Genomic DNA, 19407 nt, shown 5'->3' on the forward strand with positions numbered 1-19407 from the left:
CGAAGAAGACTCCGCGACTCAGGGCGCCGGGTTGGGCAAGCGCGAATGGATGGCATTGAGTTCGCCGAGCAGTTGGTCATCCAGCTGCACGTCGAGGCTGCCAAGGTTTTCATCGAGCTGAGCCAGGCTGGTGGCACCAGTCAACGCGCTGGTTACGAATGGGCGACCGACGACGAATGCCAGCGCCAGCTGCGCGGGCGTCAGCCCTCTGCTACGCGCCAATTCGACATAGGCACGCACGGCACTGGCCGCCTCTGTGCTGGCGTAGCGCGCGAAGCGGCCATAGGGCGAGCCGGCTGAAAGGCGCGCGCCCTCGGGCTGCGCGCCATCCAGATACTTGCCACTTAGCACCCCGAACGCGAGTGGCGAATAGGCCAGCAGGCCCACCCCTTCCCGGTGGCTGAACTCGGCCAACCCGGTTTCATACAGGCGGTTGAGCAGGCTGTAGGGGTTCTGGATGCTGACGATGCGCGGCAAGCCAAGACGCTCGGAGGCCTTGAGAAACTGCGCCACGCCCCAGGGGGTTTCGTTGGACACACCGATATGGCGGATCAGGCCTTCCTTGACCAGGTCGGCGAGCGCCGACAGCGTCTCCTCGATCGACACGCTCTCCTGATCCTCGGCCCATGGGTACTCGCGCAGCCCGAAGAAATTGGTGCTGCGATCCGGCCAGTGCAACTGATAGAGGTCGAGGTAGTCGGTCTGCAGACGATCGAGGCTGCCGTGCAGGGCTGCGCGCAGGTTCTTCGCATCGTGATGGGACTTGCCACCACGGATGTGATTCTGCGATGGCGTACGTGCCGGCCCCACGGCCTTGCTGGCTAGAACGATATCCTGGCGGCGCCCGGTTTTCGCCAGCCAGGTACCGATGAAGCGCTCGGTGATGCCCCAGGTCTCGGCACGCGTTGGCGTCGGGTACATCTCTGCGGCGTCCACCAGATTGACGCCCCGGGAAAGCGCGTGATCGAGATGTTGGTGGGCGTCGGTTTCGCTGTTCTGGTGGCCCCACGTCATGGTGCCGAGGCCGATGCTGCTGACCTGAATATCGCTGTTGCCAAGTGGGCGGTAATTCATTGCTCTGCTCTCGAATGGATGACGTTCAAGCCGATGCGGCCCGCTGGGGCTGTTCGTACTGGCTACGGGGATAGGGCAAGCCAAGGTGGTCACGCAGCGTGCTACCGCTGTACTCGTGGCGAAACACACCGCGCTTGCGCAGCAACGGCACCACTTCGTCGACGAAACTCTCGACGCCTGAAGGGAAGCTGTCCGGCATGATGTTGAAGCCATCGCCAGCGCCAGCGAGGAACCAGTGCTCCAGGGTGTCGGCAACCTGCTCGGGGGTGCCGACGATCAGCCGGTGCCCCACCAGGATGCGTCGCGATAGTTCGCGCACGGTGAGCTTTTCACGGCGTGCCAGATTGATCTGCGCCTCGAGAAAGCCATGGGAGCCCCTTTCGAATTCATTGATCGGGCCGATGCGGTGCCAGGGCAGTTCGGCGTCCAGATCCAGTTCGTGCGCCGCGATGCCGATACGTTGCGCCACCTGGCTGATCAACCCGCCCTCACCGATGTAGGCATTGAGGCGGTCGAAACGCTCGCGAGCCTCCGCTTCGGTGCTGCCAATCACCGTGGACAGGCCAGGCATGATTTTCAGATGGTCAGGATTGCGGCCCCAGGCGCGGGCGCGATTTTTCATCTCCTGATAGAACGCCTGGCCGTCCGCCAGGGTCGTTTGGGTGGTGAAAATGGCATCGGCCCAGCGGGAACCGAGTGCCTTGCCGCCTTCGGAGGAGCCAGCCTGTACCAGCACCGGCCGCCCTTGAGGCGAGCGCGGCACGTTCAACGGCCCCTTCACGGAGAAGTGCTCGCCGACGTAATCGATGTTGTGCACCTTCGCCAGGTCGGCGAATACGCCGCGCTGGGCATCGCCGATGATGGCGCCCTCTTCCCAGCTGTCCCACAGCTTGGTGGCGATATCGAGAAACTCGTCGGCGCGGGCGTAGCGGTCGACATGCAGTGGCGCCCCGGCCAGCCCGAAATTCTGCGCAGCCGCGTCACCGGCGTTGGTCACCACGTTCCAGGCGACACGCCCGCCGCTGATGTGATCGATGGACGCGAATCGGCGCGCCAGGTTGTACGGGTCGTTGTAGGTGCTCGAGCAGGTGGCGATCACCCCGATGTGCTGGGTCGCCAGCGCCACGGCGGTAAGCAGCACCGTAGGCTCCAGTCGCCCGGCCGGGCTCTTGGCAACGTCGCCCTGCAGCGCCGGGCCATCGGCCAGAAAGATGGCGTCCAGCGTGCCGCGTTCGGAGATCCTGGCGATATTGCGGTAGTAGTCGACATCGAGATAAGCCGAGGGATGCGCTTCACCCGTGCGCCAGGCCGCAGCGTGCGCGCCAAAGCCGAGGATGTTCATGCCGATGCTCATCTGCCGCTTCGCGTCACTCATGCCAGATCCCCTTCATTGGCTGCCGGCTGTTCTTTCTCCCGGCCCTTGGCGGCGGCGAAGCGCTCCGTCCAGGCCTCGCTGGGCACGGTGCCGTTGAGGTAGTAATCGCCCAGGTAGGCCTCACGCAGGATCGCCGGATTGTGCGAAGCCAAGGTGCGTGCGTTGCGCCAATGACGATCCAGGCGCCGCGCGCTGCTCGACGCCGAGGCGCCGCCCACTTCGAACAGCAAGGTGGTGGTTTCCAGTACCTGCTCGATCACGATCTGCTGAGCCTGGAAGGTATGGATATCCGCCTCGGCGTACTGCTCGGCCGTGGCCTTGCCAGCCTGATGCGCCAGCCAGAGCTGATCCAGCGTCCGCGCGACCTTCTCCACCAGGGCTTCGCTGGAGAAGGTCAGGCTGGACAGCCGGCCGACCACCCGCTGTACCAACGGATCGTTGCGCGGGCTGGATTGCCCCGGTACACCGAAGGTGCGGGTACGTGCCTGCACGAATGCGACGGCATCGCGCTGAACGGCTCTTGCGATGCCGGCCAGGGTCGCCAGGTGCACCTGCTGATAGAACGCACTGATGTAGGAATCGCTCTTGCGCTCGCCCGGTGTGAAGCGCCTGATGATCTGCTCGTCGGCAATCTCGACCTGTTCGAAGCGAGTGGTGCCACTGGCCGTGAGGCGCTGGCCAAAGCCGTCCCAGTCGTCCAGGCGCGTGACACCGGCCGCTGTAGTGGAGACGGCGACGGCCACATGCTCGTCGTCCTGATTGGCCGAAACGGCAATCCAGTCCGCATACAGGGTGCCGGTGCAATAGTACTTCTCGCCATCGAGCAGCAAGCGCTCGCCATCGCGGCTCAGCTGGACGCTGTTGGTGGTGCTCTCGGTACGCTCGGCCATCGCCGCACCAAACAGCTCTCCGGCAACCACGCGCGCGAACCAGCGCTGGCGGCTTTGCTCATCGTCATCATTGAGACGGCCCTCGACGAAACCGAAGTGCGCACGAAAGATCTGCGGCAGGTTGGAGTCTGCTTCCGCCAGGCGGCTGATCAGCCGGAACAGTTGCTCAAGGCTGGCACCGAAACCGCCGTGACGCTGGGGCACGCGCAGCCTGCCAAGGCCCGCATCGCGCAGCCAGGCAACCGGCTCATGCGCCAGCTCACGGCCCTGCTCACGGGCGATGGCGCCTTCGGCAATGCGCGCGAACAGCGGTTCGAAAATGGCCAGCAACTGTGCATCGCTGGGCGCTACCGGCAGTTCGGCGGAGGTCGCGGGTGAGGTTTGCTGTTCGCTGAATATCATGGGGGAATCCTTGGCAGTAGCGGAAAACTGGAGTGACGGCGGCGTGTCGTTCTCGTCGAACAGCGCGCGCAGGCGGATCAGGGCATTGAGGCTGCTCATGCTCATCGCGCGGTCACCCGCGGATCGATCAGCGGCAGGAGCAGATCCACGATCAGGTTGACGACCACGTAGATCAGCGCGGCCAGCAGGGTGATGCCGAGCACCATGGGCACATCCTTGGTGTTGGCGGCATCGAGCATCAAACGGCCGACACCCTGCCTGGCGAACAGCGTCTCGGTGATCACGGCACCGCCAAGCAGGCTGGCGAGAATGAAGCCGGACAGCGTCACCAGCGGAATCAGCGCATGGCGCAGCGCATGGCCGAGGCGCACCCCGGCTTCGGAAAGGCCGCGGGCGCGGGCCATGGTGATGAACGGCTGTTCGAGGATGTCTTCCAGTTCCTGACGCAGCACCTGGGCCAGTACCGCGGCTACCGGCAGCGCGAGTGTCAGGATCGGCAGCACCATGGTTTTCCAGCCGCTGGAACCGCTCGGAGGAAACAGCCGCAACTGGAAGGAAAACACCAGCAACAGAAGGATGCCGAGCACGAACGACGGCATGGAAGACAACACCAGCTCGATTCCCGAGGACAGCGAGCCGACCCAGGGACGGCGGCGTGCGGTCAGCACGGCCACCGCGATGGCCAGCAACACGGCCACCAGCGCCGCCCAGATCGCCAGTTGCAGGGTGGCTCCGAGGTGATCGCCGATCGCCTGAGCCACCGGGATACGCAGGCGATAGGATTCACCGAGATCCCCCTGGGCCAGACGACCGAGATACTGGCCATACTGGACGATCAGCGGCTGGTCGAGCCCGTATTCCCGGCGCACCTGCGCCAGCGCTTCAGCCGTCGGCACGGCCTCCGGGCCTCCGAGGATGGCCAGGGCGGGATCGCCACCGGTGACGTTCAAGCCGACGAACGTCAGGGTCGCCGCCCCCCACAGCACCAGCACGCCGGCCAGCAGCCGCCAGATGATCCGTCGCAATGGGCTCATGCTCACTCCTTGTCCAGCCAGACGCTGGTGAAGAACGGGGTGTTGTGAGACGTGTCGAAAACCACGCCCTTGACGTAGGCCTGGTGCGCGGTGATGTGATGGCTTTCGTAGGAAGGCGCAGCAGGAACCAGCTCGGTCAGGCGCCGCTGGGCCTGGCTGTAAAGCGCCCGTTGCTCGGCCACATCGTTGCTGCGCCGCGCACGCTCGAGCACGTCGTCCAGCTCCGCGTCACGCAGCCGTGAGGAGTTCTGGCCGATCAGCCGGTCGGTGGTGATCGACGCGCTGTGGTAGAGGATGAACAGGCCGTCCGGCGTATTGGTGTGCCAGTAGCCGCCGCCCAGAATCTGGTAGTCACCGCTGTAGCGGCGGTCGGTCGCCTGGGCCGTGGGCAGCACTTCGATCTCGACCTGCAGGCCGATCTTGCGCGCGTCGGACTGAATGGCAACGGCCACGCTGCTCGGGAACGCCGGGTTCTCGCTGATCAGCAGCTGGGCTGCCAGACGCTTGCCATCCTTGGTGCGGTAGCCTTCGCTGTCACGCTGCTGCCAGCCGGCCTCGTCGAGCAGTCGGTCAGCCGCCTGCGGGTCGAACTTCAATGCCTCGCTGAAGGACGGATCGTAGAACCGCGAGTTGGCCGCCAGGTAATCACTTTTCGTCTGGAACTCGCCAAAGCCGGTGATCCACGCCAGACCTTCACGGTCGACGGCCTGGGTAACGGCTTTGCGCACGCGCACGTCATCGAAGGGAAAGCGTTCGACGTTGAACGTGAGGCTGCGAAATGGATTGCCCTTGCGGATACGGCTGTTGAGCACCAGTTCGGGGTTGGAGCGGATCGACTTGGCGTTTTGCGTCGGGGCATCGAGGGTGAAATCGTGCTGGCCGGACAACAGCGAGTTGTAGCGGATCATCGCCTCCGGGATGAACGTCAGTTCGATACGCTGCAGATACGCCGGGCCCTGGTGGCGCACGACCGGCGGCGCCCAGTTGTAGTCATCGCGCCTGACGAAGGTCGCCCCCTGCTCGCGCGTGTAGCTTTCAACCACGAAGGGCCCGGAACCGATGGGTTTTTCCGCGATGGATTTCGGGTCTTCGAGAATCTGTCGTGGCGAGATCATGCTCAGCCAAGACTGCGCCAGCACGTCGAGAAACGGCGAGTAAGGTTCGCGCAGGGTCGCTTCGAAGGTGTACTCGTCGAGCACCCGGCCCTGGGCATACGGCGCGATATAGGCGGCGGCCAGTGGCGACTTGGTGGCTGGATCGCGCATGTGCTCGAGGTTGACGCGAACGGCCTCGGCATTGAACTTGGTGCCATCGCTGAAGGTGACATCGTCACGCAGGTGGAAGGTGTAGACGGTGCCGTCCTCGGAAACCTCCCAGGACTTTGCCAACCAGGGTGAAATTCCGCCCTGCTCGTCCTGATACACCAGGCCGTCGTAGATGATCCGGCCCAGCCACTGGACGTTGCCGTGGGAGATGGAGTGAACGTCGAACGTGCCGGTATCCAGCGCCACCGAAGCGCGCAGGGTGCCACCCGACTTGCCCTTGGCCTGCTCGTGATAGTCGGAAGCGGGATAGCTGAGCAAACCATCGACCACTTGCCCGCTTGCCTTCATCCCATTACCGGTTGCCGACGCTGGAGGCTCGTCGCTGGGCGAGCAGCCGGAAAGGGTCAATAGAGCCCCGGCAACGGCGCCGAGCCACCGGCCTGCGCTGACCCACCTGATTTGCCTGGCTGCGCTTTGATTTCGTTGCATGACGCGTTTTCCTAGAGATGCCGGTGAACGGCGACAGCGCTGGGCGCCGTCGCCAGAGGGTCAGAAACGGAAGGCCACGCCGGTGAAGGCGCCAAAGCCATCGCCGACGTAAAGCGCTGCCGCATCGTTGCCACGGGCGTTGTAGATCGGGCTGATCGCGGTGGCGTAGCTCTCGTCGGTGAGGTTTCTGAGGTCGAGGAAAACCTGCCAGCGGTCGCTCGGGTCTTCGTAGCCGAACTTGGCGCCCCACACGGTGTAGGACGGGGCGTAGAACGAGTTGGCGTAGTCCACTGCCGTGCTCGATGCGCTACGCACGTCGATGCCACCGTAGAAGCCACTCGGGTGTTGATACTTCAACTCCGCCTGGTAGATGTGCTTGGGCAGGCCGGGCAGTTCGTTGGCGTTGAACTCCTGGTCATCCCGGTAGTAGAAGTCGTTGAGCGTGTAGGACTGGCGCAGCAGCAGGTTGTCGCCGCGTGTGCCCTGCCAGAGGTCGATGTCCAGGCCGGCTTCGACGCCCTGGTGGATGGTCGCGCTGGCATTGGAGGTGCGCGTCAACGCCGGCGTCAGGCCGCTGGCCGGAACTACTTCGACGTTGAGCAGCTCGTTGTGAATCCACGAGCGGTACAGCGCCAGGCTGCCCGAGACGATGCCCTGGGAACCGCGGATGCCGACTTCGAAGGTGTTGGCCTTCTGCTCCACCAGCGGCATGGTGTAATTGTTGGTCGGGCCAGACGGCGAGATCGACCAGGCGCTGGGCGGATCAATAGAGCGGCTGACGTTGGTGAACAGTTGCAGATCCGGGGTCAGGTAGTAACGCAGGCCCAGGCGCGGCGCGAGGCTCCAGTTGTCGTACTTGTAGTCATCCGGGAAAGGCGTGGCGTTGGGCCGATCGGAGAACTTCACGTCCACGTCGCGAACGATGTTGACCAGCGACAGACCGCTGGACAGCCACAGGCGCTCGGTCAGTTCCAGGTCGTTGCCGACCGAGAACACGGTGTCGAAGGAGCCGCTGTAGTTGGTGTCCTTGACCAGTTGCTGGGTGCTGCCGCTGTAGGTGCTGACCTCGGCGCGGTCATGCAGGGTGTTGCTGAAGGCGATCGTGGTGTTGCTCTGGTGGCCGAAAATTTCGTCACTTCGCAGGTAGCGCAGTGAGGTGTTGAGGTCGCGCCATTGCCAGTGGTTGGGGGTGACCGGGCTCTTCTCGCCGAGGATCTGCCGGTAATTGTGGTAGACCAGCCCCAGTTCGACCCGGGAGTCATCGTCGAAGCTGTAGGTGGTCTTGCTGCCAACCCATATCGACCCGTTCTTGGTCGAGTCGCCACGTTGCGCTACGGTGGTCAGGTTCGGCTGGGAAGAGTCATCCTCCAACTGCGCACGGGTCAGGGTGCCGGAGTTCTCGTGGTACTGCTCGCGGTAGCGGATGATCAGCCGCGTATCGAGCTTGGAGTTGAAGCGGTAACCGAAGTTGGATACCACGCCCTTGGCCTTGGTGAAGGTGTAGTCCTGGTAACCGTCGCGCTCGGAGTTGTGCAGGCTGACGTAATAGTCGGCGTTGCCTTCCACGCCGCCGGTGCTCAACTGCTGCTTGCGCCAGCCGAAACTACCGGCCTCGAAGCGGGCGTAGTTGCCCGGCGAGGTGTAGCCGCTGTGGGTAATCATGTTGATCGCGCCACCCAGCGACAGTGCCGTGTAGTCGAACGCATTGGCGCCGCGCAGCACTTCGGTGTGGCTGACTCCAGAGGTTTCCAGCAATTCATAAGGCGTACCACCTGGCCCGGTCAGCGCCAGGCCATCGAACAGGAACTTGACCCCCTCGCGGAAGTAACCGGGCGAGGCATTGGCGCCGGAACCGCGGATCGAGATCTTGATCGCATCGTTGCCACCAGCAGCTTGCGCTATTACCCCTGGCTGGAAGGCGAGTACATCTTCCAGGGTTGCCGCGCGGCCACGCTCGACCTCCTTGTTATCCACGACACTTACCGAGCCGGGTATTTCCTTAAGCTTGTCCTCTGCCTGTTGCGACTCGGTCTTCTTGGCCCCGCTCACGACGACAGTTCCCAGCCGGGCATCTGCCACCGGTTGAGGCTCGTTGGCCAGGGCAATCTGACTTGCACACATAACCAACCCACCCAAACTCACCGCACTGCACAGCGGCCTGAGACGGCTGGGAAAATTGGAGTTGCTCCCCTCAAAAGTTGACCAACGCACCGATACCACTCCTATGTCTGATTGAATTCCTCGGCGCTTTATTTATTGTAATTTCCGCACCTCGACACTCTCTTAGCAAAGGCCGTTCCAGAAAATAAAAGCCAATTAATTCAGTAGATTAGCAATAGCTAAAAACAACCCCATGTATCAGTTAATGTTTTCTGCTGATCTACTGTTTCGCCACATACAGCGAATAATGAACTATGGATAAGCCTTAAAAACATAAGCAACAACAGGCGCCGGAATATGGTTATAACTGCAGCTCATAGTTGAAGAATTAACAGTGCTTAGAACATTCTCGAACCCATGCACTGATCCACCGTGGCGAATAAGTCCGGCAACAAACACATCGACTGGAAATGCTCATGCAAAACGGCGTCTGATAAGACGCCGTGCAATGGTCACGCGCGGGATGGAGGCGGGCTAAAAACGGAACGCCACCCCGGTAGTCACGCCAAAGCCATCTCCCGGATAGAAGTTGGCTGAGTCATTACCATTGAGGTTATAAGCGGTATTCGTCGTCGTGGCGTACTTCTCGTCAGTGAGGTTGCGGGCATCGAGAAACACGCTCCACTTCTCGCTAGGCGCTTCATAGCCGACTTTCGCACCCCACAAGGTGTAGGAAGGCGCCTTCAGGGTGTTCGCATAATCCACGTAGTAATTGGAAGCCGAACGCACATTCAGCTGAGCGTAAAAGCCGCTGGTGTGTTGATACTGCAACTCGCCCTGGTAGACATGCATGGGCAAGCTCGGCAACTGGTTGTCGCCAAACACATCGTCGTCTTTGTAGAAGAAATCATTGAAGGTATACGCCTGACGCAAGCTGAGCGTATTGCCCGAACTGCCCTCCCAAAGCACAGTGTTCAACCCGGCTTCGATACCCTGGTGAATGGTCTTGCTGGCGTTGGCGTTGGCAACGACGGCATCCGCAGTACTGGTGGCTGGGATGACAACCACCGACAGCAGCTCCTTGTCGATCCAGCTGCGATACAGCGTCAGGCTGCCATCGAAGATGCCGGCGCTACCGCGCACGCCGAATTCGAGCGTGGTGCCCTCTTGCGGCTGCAGCGGGCGCACGTAGGCATTGCCGGTGCTGCCGTAGTACCAGGTCACGGGCGGATCGATGGAACGGCTGACGTTACCGAACAGCTGTACGTCGGGGTGCACCTGATAACGGAACCCGAGCCGTGGCGCTACATCCCAGTCCTGATAGCTGACACTGCTTGGAAATTCGGTTGTGTTGGTCAGCGTGGTGTATTCGATGCTGACGTCACGGTCGATTTCGATGAAGGAAATGCCGCTGGACAACCAGAAGCGCTCATCGAGTTGCAGCTCGTTGCCGATGGCGAAAACGGTATCCCGCGAGCCGCTGTACTCGGTGTACTGACGCAACGAGTTATCGCTGCGATTGTAGGCTTTCACATCGCCATTCAGACGGGTGTGGCTGAAGCTCAGGGTGGTGTCGCTCGGCTTGCCGAACAGCACATCTCCCTGGCGTAGATAACGCAAGCTCACACTGGTATCGGTGGAGCGCCAATCCTGCGGCGTGGCGGAATAGCGCCAGCCGTTGTGCAAGGGGTAGTCGTTGTAACCCAACCCGACCTCCAGCAGCGAATCGTCATCGAAGCGGTAGTTGGTCTTGCTGATCAGAAGGGTCGTGCCGTCCTTCTTGCGCCCGGCCGGCACGTTGTTCTGCTTGGGGTTGTCCAGCAACTGCGCCTTGGTCAGGGTGCCACCGTTGATCAGGTCCTCTTCGCGATAACGGGCAATCAACCGGGTATCGAGCTTGTCGTTGAATCGGTGTCCAAAATTGCCGATGAAATCCTTGCCTTCGTTGGGCGTATTGTCCTGGAAGCCGTCCCGTTCGTTGTGCAGGATACCGAGACGTAGTAATCACTGTCCCCCACCACGCCGCCGGTGCTTAGTTGCTGCTTGCGATAGCCGAAGCTGCCCACTTCGAAACGCGCGTAGTTACCCGGCGACGAATAACCGCTGTGGGTCACGAAGTTGATCGCGCCGCCCAAGGCCAGCGCCGTATAGGAAAAGGCATTGGCGCCGTACAGCACTTCGGTGTAGTTCACCGCAGCCATGTTCAGCAGATCTTCCTGGGTACCGCCGGGGCCGGTGATGGGCATGCCGTCATACAGGTATTTGATCCCCAGGGAATAGCCTTGATAGAAAGTATTCAAGCCCGAACCACGGATGGAGATCTTGTTGGCGGAGGTGCCGCTGGTTGCCTGAGCAAAGATCCCGGGCTGCAGCGCGAGTACATCCTCGGCATTGGAGGCACGCCCGCGCTCGACCTGCTTGTTATCGATGACGGTCGCCGCACCGGCCACTTCCTCGATACGCTCCTGGGCCTGCTGTGCTTCGGTTTTCCTCTCGCCACTGACCACCACGGTATCGAGGCGCTGAGCAGCGGCATCACCCGACGGTGACTGGGCATGCGCCATGGAGGCCGTACCCAGGCAGGCAGCCAGCGCCCCTGCTCCAGCTGCACCCATCAGTGATCTGCGGTTATCTCCTTTTGCCGGCATCTTGCTTGCACTCCTGTCATGAATCGTCGTGGTATCGATAGCGATACCAACGTCCATAGCAGCGTCTGTGCCAGCTATTATTTTCTTTTAAAACAGGTAGTTAAGATAATCGACCAACAACTGGATAAACACTGGGCGGCCAGTTTGCTGAACCGCTGTCCGGTCAAGTACATTCCAGCGCCTCGAATTGCCACCGCAAAGTCGGCACTCGGGCAGGCTTTCCATCCACCCGCGCTGCCCGCTGCGCCTTACATCAGAACCCTACCGCCTGCCCATCCCGGCGACTGTCGCTGGCAGCCACATAGCCGTGGTTCGGGTCATCCGAGAGCCGCCAGATGAACTGCCCGGAACCGAAGTCCATGTAGGGGTCCTCGACCGACTTCAACGGGTTACCCAGGGCCGCGAGACCGCGCACGGCGTCGGCGTTCATGCTCGCTTCCAGGTCCACCGAGAAGTCCCGGTTGACCTTCCAGCGTGGCGCATCGCAGGCAGCCTGGGGTTGCTGGCCGTAGTCGAGCATGCGCACCAGGGTCTGTACGTGGCCTTGGGGCTGCATGTCGCCGCCCATCACCCCGAAGCTCATCTGCGCCACACCGTCGCGGGTCAGGAACGCCGGAATGATGGTGTGGAACGGTCGCTTGCCGGGGGCCACCACGTTGGCCGAGGCCGGGTCGCTGGAGAAACCGGCACCGCGGTTCTGCAGGCTGACGCCATAGTCTGGCACCACTACGCCCGAGCCGAAGCCCATGTAGTTGGACTGGATGAAGGACACCATCATGCCGTTCTCGTCGGCAACGCTGAGGTAGACGGTACCGCCCGACTTGGGCAGACCGAAACCGGGATTGCTCGCCTTGCCAGGATCGATGGCCTTGGCGCGTTGCGCGAGGTACGCAGGATCGAGCATCTGCTCAGGGGTGACCTCCATGCTGCGCGGGTCGGCCACGTAGCGATAGACGTCGGCGAAGGCCAGCTTCATGGCTTCGATCTGCAGGTGCTGCGAAGCAGCCGAGTCGACCGCCAGAGCCGCCAGGTCGAAGTGCTCGAGAATGCCCAGGGCGATGAGGGCCGCGATGCCCTGGCCGTTGGGCGGTATCTCGTGCACGTCGTAACCGCGATAACGCTGGGAAATGGGCGTCACCCATTCCGGTCGGTAGTCGCGCAGGTCAGCTGCGCTCAAGTTGCCACCGGTGGCGCGTGCATGGGCGATGATGGCCTCGCCAATCTCACCCTCGTAGAACGCCCGTGCGCCCTGCTCGCCCAGTAGCCGCAAGGTGCGCGCAGCGTCGGCGAAGACGAATTTCTCGCCAGTTCGCGGTGCCCGGCCGCCAGGCATGAAGGCCTCGGCGAAGCCGGGCTGATCACGCAGATCGGGCACCGCCGCCGCCCATTTGTGGGCAACGATCGGGGCGATGGTGATACCCCGATCGGCCACCTCGGCAGCCGGCGCCAGCACATCGGCGAACGGCCGCTTGCCGAAGCGTTCGTGCAGCGCGGCCCAGCCGGCCACCGCGCCAGGTACCGTTATCGAATCCCATCCGCGCACCGGGCGCTTCGCGTGGCCCTTGCCATCCTCGCCATGGCGCTGGCGGAAATACTCCGGCGTCCAGGCGGCGGGTGCCGTGCCAGAGGCATTCAGGCCATGCAGCGACTGGCCGTCCCAGACCATGGCGAAGGCGTCGCTACCCAGGCCGCAGGACACCGGCTCGACCACGGTGAGCATCGCCGCCGCGGCGATTGCCGCGTCCACCGCATTACCGCCGGCCAGCAGCAGGCGCAAACCGGCCTGGGCCGCGAGAGGATGCGAAGTCGACACCACGTTGCGGGCGAACAGCGGAATGCGGATCGACGGATAAGGGTTGTGCCAGTCAAAGGACATCGGGTTCTCCATCAGTGTTTACGGGGTCGGACAGCGCCCGGCTCCCAAAAGATCACACGGCGTTGCAGCCAGCGCACGGTTTGCGCACCGCACAGGCCGATCAGCGCCAGCAGGATGACACCGGCAAACATGGTCGACAGGCTCATGCTCACCGAACTGGACGCGATCAGATAACCCAGCCCGCGCTGGGCGGAAAGGAATTCGCCGACCACCGCACCGATCAGCGCCAGCGACACGCCGATCTGCAAACCGGCGAACACCTCGCCCGCCGCGGCAGGAAACTTCACGTGGATCAGCAGGTAGAGCCGCGATGCGGAAAACGAACGGCAGGCATCGAGCAGTTCGGGGTCGGTGCGCCGAATGCCGTTCACCGTGTTGACGAACAGCGGGAAGAAGCACACCAGCGCCACCAGCACGATCTTCGAGGCCATGCCGAAGCCGAACCAGACCAGAATGATCGGCCCCAGCGCGACCTTGGGCGTTGCCTGCAGGCCGATCAGCAAGGGATAGACGAAGCGCTCGAAGGTTTCCGACTCGGCCAGCAAGGCCCCGAGGACGATCGCCAGCAGGCAGCCGATCACGTAACCGCTGAGGGTTTCACCCAGGGTGACGCCGATATGCGGCCACAGGCTGCCATCGGCAAAACCGCCCGCCAGCGCCTGATAGACCGTCAGCGGCGCGGGCAGCAGATAGTCGGGAATCTCGAGCAGGCGCACGGACAGATCCCAGATCAGGATCAGCACCGCCAGGCTGGTCAGTGGATAGAGCACGGGAAGCAATCTACGCATGGGTGAAGTGCCTTCGCAGTTGTTGGCAGAGCGCGATGAACGCCGGTTCGGCCAGGGTTTCCAGGGTGCGCGGGCGCGGCAGCGTGATCGCCACCTCGTCGATGATGCGCCCGGGGCGCGGCGACATGACCAGCACCCGGTCCGCGAGAAACACCGCCTCCTGAATGCTGTGGGTGATGAACAGCACCGATTTGCGCTGCTGGCTCCAGATGTGTTGCAGCTCCAGGGTCAGTGCCTCGCGTGACAGGGCATCGAGGGCGGCGAACGGCTCGTCCATCAGCAGCAGTTGCGGATCGTGCAACAGCATGCGGGCGATGCCGACACGCTGCTGCATGCCCCCGGAGAGTTCGAACGGGTAGTCGTTGGCGAACGGGCCGAGGCCGACCAGTTCGAGCAGTGCTGTCGCCCGCTGGCGGGCCTCGTCGATGGGCAGCCCAAGTGTGCGTGCCGGCAGCAGCACGTTGTTCAGCACGGTTTTCCAGGGCAGCAGATTGGGCTTCTGGAACACCACGCCGGTATGCCGGCCAGGGCCCTCTATCGCCTGCCCGGCGACCGCCACTCGCCCTTCGCTGGCGTCGAGCAAGCCTGCCGCCAGCTTGAGAATGGTGGACTTTCCGCAGCCGGACGGGCCGAGCACCGCGACGAACTCCCCCTCGGCGATGCTCATGCTCACGTCGGCCAGGGCCTGAATCTCTCCGCGGCGGGTCTGGTACGTCAGCCCCACCGCCTGCAGGGTCAGGGCGGCGCTCATGGCTGCGCCTCCCGTGCGTGCAGCGCATCAGCCAGGAACGTCAGCACGGCCTGCCAGCTCTCGCGGTTGGCACGGGCATTGGCTGCCGGCGTGCCGCCGCCACTGATCAGCACGCCGGCGACCGGATGAATTTTGGCGATCTGCGTGGTGGGCACGAAGGGAAAGCCGATGGCGTGGCCTGCCCCTTCGTTACGCACATGGGTGACCGGCCAGGCGTGCCCGGCCGCCTGCAATTCGGCTTGAATGCGCTCGCTGTAAGCGCTGGACGGCCAGAAACCATCATCAGTGCCCGAGATGAGCAGGATCGGCCCGTTGATGCGCTCCACCATAATGCGTGCCGCCGCGACGCTGGTTGCGTGCGCTTCCACCGCCACGAAGGCCGGCGCCTGGCGAATCGCCGCCCCGGTTTCGGGTGGCTGGTCGAAGGCGCGCCAGTCGGCTGCGGGGTTGTCCCTCCAGACATTACGCAGCGGCTGGCCACGCCATGTCCATGCGTCGGCGTCACGTGGCTGCTCCGGGCGCCCTGCCCGCAACGTGCCGTGGATTACCGCGCTCGGCACGTAGCCGATCACCGCGGAGACCAACTCGGGAAAGGTCGCCCCCAGCAGCAATGCCAGCTCCCCGCCACGAGACAGCCCGGCGACGGCGATGAAACCATGCTGCGGTTGCAGCTCGCGCTGCGCCCAGAGCAGTGCCTGCTCGAAATACTCCAGCGGCGTGTCGGAAATATGCTCGGGCCGCCCCGGCGCCTTGAAAAAGGCCAAAGCCAGTGCCGCATAGCCATGGGCGGAATACAGCGCCGCACGTTGCTCCGGCGTACCGCCCCCCGATCCATTGAGCACGATCACCAGCGGGTGTATCCATCGCCAGCAGGACTGAACAAGGTTGCGGAGAGCCCCTCGTCGCGTATTTCACGGCGGCTCACGCCGGGGGCGAGAAAGCGCTGGGTGAGCGTGGCCGCGGCCCTGCCGCCCGCTGCATCGCGTATCTGCAATCGAATCGACAGGGCATCCAGCCCCTCACTGGCTTGCGGCCTGCGGGGAGCGCTCAGCTGGCGCAACGCCCACACCGGCGCCAGTGCTTCCAACTCGCTCCAGTCGCCAGCAAGCGGCACTTGTGCATCGATATCCAGCGCGCCGTGGGCAGCGACTTCGAAGCTGGCTTCGCTCTGCCAGAGGCTGCCATCGGGATGTTCCAGGGTCGTCGTCAGGTGCGCCACACCCGGGCTCAGCCCCAGCACCCGAATGCGCCGAGGCTGGTCGATCAGCCCATCGGCAATGTCGATTTCGAACGCTGGGGTCATTTCGCCGCCTCCGCCCGCTTGCGCAGCGCGTCACGGTCGAAATCGTTGAAGGCGGGCACGAACTCGTTGGAGAACACCTGCTCCACCGGCACCTCGGCACTGGGGAACTCGCCCGCCTCGGCCATGGCCTTCACCGCAGCGCGAATCGCCTCCAGGTCATATTGCCCCGGTACGCGCGGGCTGCCATCCGGGAAATACAGGGTGCGCTGCAAACGGCGAGCAAGCAGAGTCTTGGCGTCTTCGAGGCCCTTGCCCTGGGCATCGGCAGGCTTGCTTTCAGGGTGCTGACGCCAGAATGCCTGCACGCAGAACGCCGGGTTCACCTCGCAAACGAACTGCGCCTCGGTATAGGCGCGGCCGAAGCGGCGGATCAGGTCAGGGTTGTCCTTGAAAGTGTCCTGGTGAGCGATGAAGCCGTTGCCGGGATTGTCCTGAAACACCTCGGGATACTGGATGCGCCGGATCGGCGTACCGGCAAGCTCCAGCATGTCACCCCAACTGTTATTGAAGTTGAGTGCATCCACCTGGCCGCTGCGCAGCGCCTGAAAGCCCGCGCCGAGCGCGCCGACGGCGACGAATTCGACGTTCTTGCCGGGCTCCAGGCCGGCGACGCGCAGGGCTGCGCGGCTGTTCGGCAAGGTGCCCCAGGTCAAAGCGCCGACCCCGATCTTCTTGCCCTCGAGATCGGCCAGGGTCTTGATCGGCGAATCGGCGAGCACCTGGTACTCCAGGGTCTGGCTGGGAACGCCATTGTAAAAATAACGCAGCGGCAACGGGTTCTTGTTGAAGTGACTGGAGAGTACCGGCTCAGCGACCGGGAAGCCGAAGGTCACCCGTTTGCTGGCGACCTGCGGCAGCAAGGCGCCAGCCCCCTGGAAGACCACGGTCTCGACGCTCAGCCCCTGCTCCTTGAACAGCCCCAGTTCCTGGGCTGCGGCGTAAGGCGCGCCGTCATGCACAGCGGCGGGGATGGCAAGGGCGACGGTGACCTCGTCGAGGGCATGGGCGTGGCTGGCGCAAACCAGCGTGAGGGGCAGCAATGAGCGAATGGCGAAGCGCATGGAGGCAGATCCTAGGTAGGTTGAACGTCAGACGGTCTAGCGGTCCCTAGGCGCTCCGGTGGTCCGGCCACTGTCCTGGAGGTGTTGCCGAGCCTTGTCGAGCAAGGCCTTGCGGTCGATCTTGTGGGTGGAAGCAAGCGGCAGGGTGTCGATGAACCACACCCGGCGCGGATGCTGATAGGCCGGCGCGTGCTCAAGGGTGAAGGCCTTGATCTCGGCCTCACTGACCTGGCTGCCTTGGCGCCGAACGACGAAGGCCATGGGTTTGAACCCTTTGATCTCGTCCTCGACCGGCACTACGCAGGCCTGCTGCACCGCGGGATGACGTTCGAGCAGCTTTTCCACCTCGCCGGGATAGATGTTCTCGCCGCCGCTAACGAACATGTCGTCACGGCGCCCCACGAAGGTGTGGAAACCATGGGTATCGCGGCGAAACACGTCGCCCGTCACGTAGAAGCCATCGGCCGTGAAGGGTGCGGCCAGATCAGGACGGTTGTGGTAACCGGACATCAGCCCGGGGCTCTTGAGCTCCAACACGCCCTCATCCGCCAGCTCGCCCGCTTCATCGCGCAAGCGCAGTTGCACATCCGGGTGGGCATACCCCACCGATAGCACCGGGCTGCTCAGCCCCTGCGGGTGGGCGCCGAAGACCACCGGCCCACCTTCGGTAGTGCCGTAGGCATTGATGATCCGTGCATTCGGCAGCAGGCGGTGGATCTGCTCCAGCAGGCTCGCACTCACCGGCGCCGAGCCCATGCGCACCACCCGCACGGACGACAGGTCGGCGCGTTCCAGCAGCGCCTGCTCGCGCAGCATCATGGCGATCATCGGCGGCACGGCGGTCAGCCAGGTACAGCGGTAACGCTGGATCGCCTCGATATAGGTGGCGGCACTGAACTGCGGCAGCAGTATCGCGGTGGCACCGCTGGCCAGGACGAGCAGCGCCAGCGCCAGCGCATTCATGTGGTACAGCGGCGCCGCGATCAACGCACGCTCATCAATCAGCGGGGTGGCCTGCAAACGGGTGCGCACGATCCATAGATGGGCTCGGTGGCTGAGCACCACGCCCTTGGGCTTACCGGTGGAGCCAGAGGTGTAGAGCATCATCGCCGGCTCGTCACCCAGCGGCTGGAAGGCTTGCAAAGGCCCTGGCTGGGCGAAGGCCGCCAGGTCATCCGCCTCCAGCGATACGCGCGGCATGTTGGGGGCCGCGTCTCGATGCGGCGCGTCGCAGAACAGCAGGCGCGCACCACTGTCGGTGATCACATAGTCGGTCAGCGCCTTGGGGAATCGATGATTGACCGGCACGGCGACCAGCCCGGCGCGCATGATGCCGAGTACGGCCGCGATGGAAGCCACCGAGTTGAAGGCCAGCAAGGCAATGCGCTCCCCTACAGCGAAGCCGCGGGCACGCAGAGCACGGGCAATGCCATTGGCCAACTCGTCCAGTTCGCCGTAAGTGCAGCGCGACTCGTTCAACTGGCTGTCGAGGCCGATGAAGGCCAGTCGCTCGCCCGGGCTGTCGGGGCCGATCACGCTGCCCAGATTGGCGATCTGCGCATTCATGCCAGGCACTCCAGCACGGTGTCGAAGCCTGGGATGACGATGGTGACCCGATCGGCCTCCTGCCGATGGGGCAAACCGAGACTCGCGGCGCGGCGTGCCAGATCCGCCGGGGCGCCACCACGCAGGCCGATCGACACGAAGCGTTCGGGACGCCCGGGCTCTTCCTCTCCAACCTGCACACCCCTGATACGCCACGCCGCCTTATCGATAACCTCGACGCTGAATCGTCCGTCGAAGCGCCCCAAACGCTCGAACGCCTGGCGTGTCTGTTCGGGGTGCTCGCTGAGCACCGTCAGCCGCTCGATGCTGTGGATGCCGTTGGCGTGGCCCAGCCACTCGGGCCGCCAGACCAGCTCCGGTGTTTGGTGATGGCAGAAATACACCCGGCCAGCGGCGAACTGCCCAGGCACCAGCCGGACGGTGCCGAAGCGTGCTTCCAGCGAGGCACCATCGACCTCCACCGGCCTGGAGAAATGCTGCACCGGCTGAACCAGAAAGCCGGCCTGCACCAACGCCGCATGGGTGGCGCGGGGGTCGTCACTGGCCAGCACCAGGCCGTCGATACCAGGTGGGCTGTCGAGGATTTCCTGACGCAGACGCTCGCCCCCAACCGGCAGCCCGATCAACTCCAGGTAGCCCTCATCGAACATGATCAGGTTGTTGATCGAGCCGAGTGAGTGATGGCCACGGGGCGTGAGCGTAAAGCCCAGGCCCGCGAAGATGCCCGCCGCCGCATCGAGATCGAAGCGCGTGTTGATGACCAGGTGGTCCAGTGCCGCACTCAT

Annotated in this window: 16 protein-coding genes; all 16 read right to left on the reverse strand. The window is 63.6% G+C overall.

The annotated features are described in order from the left end of the window. Nucleotides 1-18: 18 nt before the first annotated feature. Entirely contained in the window at nucleotides 19-1074 is a 1056-nt protein-coding gene (locus K5Q02_RS17295; RefSeq protein WP_225832549.1) for an NADP(H)-dependent aldo-keto reductase, read from the reverse strand. A gap of 25 nt (nucleotides 1075-1099) precedes the next feature. Beyond that, a complete protein-coding gene (locus K5Q02_RS17300) occupies nucleotides 1100-2449 on the reverse strand; it encodes an LLM class flavin-dependent oxidoreductase (RefSeq protein ID WP_225832551.1) in 1350 nt (449 codons plus the stop codon). Then, nucleotides 2446-3741, reverse strand: a complete 1296-nt coding sequence (locus K5Q02_RS17305; RefSeq protein WP_442964015.1) for an acyl-CoA dehydrogenase family protein — start codon at nucleotides 3739-3741, stop codon at nucleotides 2446-2448. The genes K5Q02_RS17300 and K5Q02_RS17305 overlap by 4 nt, the downstream gene beginning before the upstream one ends. 101 nt (nucleotides 3742-3842) lie before the next feature. Continuing rightward, nucleotides 3843-4775 carry an ABC transporter permease gene (locus K5Q02_RS17310; RefSeq protein ID WP_225832552.1) on the reverse strand — a complete coding sequence of 311 codons (933 nt, stop codon included), beginning with the start codon at nucleotides 4773-4775 and terminating at the stop codon, nucleotides 3843-3845. A 2-nt stretch (nucleotides 4776-4777) separates the two neighbouring features. Continuing rightward, nucleotides 4778-6388: an ABC transporter substrate-binding protein gene (locus K5Q02_RS17315; protein WP_225832554.1), complete on the reverse strand. Its 1611-nt coding sequence runs from the start codon at nucleotides 6386-6388 to the stop codon at nucleotides 4778-4780. Nucleotides 6389-6589: 201 nt separating this feature from the next. Beyond that, complete coding sequence (locus K5Q02_RS17320; RefSeq protein WP_225832557.1) at nucleotides 6590-8578, reverse strand: TonB-dependent receptor family protein; 1989 nt, start codon at nucleotides 8576-8578, stop codon at nucleotides 6590-6592. A 585-nt stretch (nucleotides 8579-9163) separates the two neighbouring features. Then, nucleotides 9164-10513, reverse strand: a complete 1350-nt coding sequence (locus tag K5Q02_RS17325) for a TonB-dependent receptor (RefSeq protein ID WP_225832559.1) — start codon at nucleotides 10511-10513, stop codon at nucleotides 9164-9166. Continuing rightward, a complete protein-coding gene (locus K5Q02_RS17330) occupies nucleotides 10510-11334 on the reverse strand; it encodes a Plug domain-containing protein (protein WP_225832561.1) in 825 nt (274 codons plus the stop codon). The genes K5Q02_RS17325 and K5Q02_RS17330 overlap by 4 nt, the downstream gene beginning before the upstream one ends. 196 nt (nucleotides 11335-11530) lie before the next feature. After that, the gene (locus tag K5Q02_RS17335) at nucleotides 11531-13153 is read right to left on the reverse strand and encodes a gamma-glutamyltransferase family protein (RefSeq protein WP_225832563.1); all 1623 of its coding nucleotides are present in this window, start codon (nucleotides 13151-13153) and stop codon (nucleotides 11531-11533) included. A gap of 11 nt (nucleotides 13154-13164) precedes the next feature. Beyond that, nucleotides 13165-13941, reverse strand: a complete 777-nt coding sequence (locus tag K5Q02_RS17340) for an ABC transporter permease (protein ID WP_225832566.1) — start codon at nucleotides 13939-13941, stop codon at nucleotides 13165-13167. Beyond that, nucleotides 13934-14692 (reverse strand): ABC transporter ATP-binding protein, encoded by a 759-nt coding sequence (locus K5Q02_RS17345; protein ID WP_225832568.1) that lies wholly within the window; start codon nucleotides 14690-14692, stop codon nucleotides 13934-13936. The genes K5Q02_RS17340 and K5Q02_RS17345 overlap by 8 nt, the downstream gene beginning before the upstream one ends. Beyond that, nucleotides 14689-15540, reverse strand: a complete 852-nt coding sequence (locus K5Q02_RS17350) for an acyl-CoA thioester hydrolase/BAAT C-terminal domain-containing protein (RefSeq protein WP_225832570.1) — start codon at nucleotides 15538-15540, stop codon at nucleotides 14689-14691. The genes K5Q02_RS17345 and K5Q02_RS17350 overlap by 4 nt, the downstream gene beginning before the upstream one ends. After that, nucleotides 15537-15995, reverse strand: coding sequence for an acyl-CoA thioesterase/BAAT N-terminal domain-containing protein (locus tag K5Q02_RS17355; RefSeq protein WP_225832571.1), 459 nt, complete (start codon nucleotides 15993-15995; stop codon nucleotides 15537-15539). The genes K5Q02_RS17350 and K5Q02_RS17355 overlap by 4 nt, the downstream gene beginning before the upstream one ends. Beyond that, nucleotides 15992-17056: an ABC transporter substrate-binding protein gene (locus tag K5Q02_RS17360; protein ID WP_225832573.1), complete on the reverse strand. Its 1065-nt coding sequence runs from the start codon at nucleotides 17054-17056 to the stop codon at nucleotides 15992-15994. The genes K5Q02_RS17355 and K5Q02_RS17360 overlap by 4 nt, the downstream gene beginning before the upstream one ends. Before the next feature lie 36 nt (nucleotides 17057-17092). Then, a complete protein-coding gene (locus K5Q02_RS17365) occupies nucleotides 17093-18622 on the reverse strand; it encodes a class I adenylate-forming enzyme family protein (RefSeq protein ID WP_225832575.1) in 1530 nt (509 codons plus the stop codon). Then, nucleotides 18619-19407 (reverse strand): VOC family protein, encoded by a 789-nt coding sequence (locus tag K5Q02_RS17370; protein WP_225832577.1) that lies wholly within the window; start codon nucleotides 19405-19407, stop codon nucleotides 18619-18621. The genes K5Q02_RS17365 and K5Q02_RS17370 overlap by 4 nt, the downstream gene beginning before the upstream one ends.

Origin of the sequence: Pseudomonas sp. MM211 (assembly GCF_020386635.1) — a bacterium.
Classification (GTDB): domain Bacteria; phylum Pseudomonadota; class Gammaproteobacteria; order Pseudomonadales; family Pseudomonadaceae; genus Aquipseudomonas.

What these genes read in the sequence shown, in the direction of transcription:
- K5Q02_RS17295 (WP_225832549.1), bottom strand. Translation starts at nt 1,074, where the DNA reads ATGAATTACCGCCCACTTGGCAACAGCGATATTCAGGTCAGCAGCATC.
- K5Q02_RS17300 (WP_225832551.1), bottom strand. Translation starts at nt 2,449, where the DNA reads ATGAGTGACGCGAAGCGGCAGATGAGCATCGGCATGAACATCCTCGGC.
- K5Q02_RS17305 (WP_442964015.1), bottom strand. Translation starts at nt 3,741, where the DNA reads ATGATATTCAGCGAACAGCAAACCTCACCCGCGACCTCCGCCGAACTG.
- K5Q02_RS17310 (WP_225832552.1), bottom strand. Translation starts at nt 4,775, where the DNA reads ATGAGCCCATTGCGACGGATCATCTGGCGGCTGCTGGCCGGCGTGCTG.
- K5Q02_RS17315 (WP_225832554.1), bottom strand. Translation starts at nt 6,388, where the DNA reads ATGAAGGCAAGCGGGCAAGTGGTCGATGGTTTGCTCAGCTATCCCGCT.
- K5Q02_RS17330 (WP_225832561.1), bottom strand. Translation starts at nt 11,334, where the DNA reads ATGGACGTTGGTATCGCTATCGATACCACGACGATTCATGACAGGAGT.
- K5Q02_RS17335 (WP_225832563.1), bottom strand. Translation starts at nt 13,153, where the DNA reads ATGTCCTTTGACTGGCACAACCCTTATCCGTCGATCCGCATTCCGCTG.
- K5Q02_RS17340 (WP_225832566.1), bottom strand. Translation starts at nt 13,941, where the DNA reads ATGCGTAGATTGCTTCCCGTGCTCTATCCACTGACCAGCCTGGCGGTG.
- K5Q02_RS17345 (WP_225832568.1), bottom strand. Translation starts at nt 14,692, where the DNA reads ATGAGCGCCGCCCTGACCCTGCAGGCGGTGGGGCTGACGTACCAGACC.
- K5Q02_RS17355 (WP_225832571.1), bottom strand. Translation starts at nt 15,995, where the DNA reads ATGACCCCAGCGTTCGAAATCGACATTGCCGATGGGCTGATCGACCAG.
- K5Q02_RS17360 (WP_225832573.1), bottom strand. Translation starts at nt 17,056, where the DNA reads ATGCGCTTCGCCATTCGCTCATTGCTGCCCCTCACGCTGGTTTGCGCC.
- K5Q02_RS17365 (WP_225832575.1), bottom strand. Translation starts at nt 18,622, where the DNA reads ATGAATGCGCAGATCGCCAATCTGGGCAGCGTGATCGGCCCCGACAGC.
- K5Q02_RS17370 (WP_225832577.1), bottom strand. Translation starts at nt 19,407, where the DNA reads ATGAGTGCGGCACTGGACCACCTGGTCATCAACACGCGCTTCGATCTC.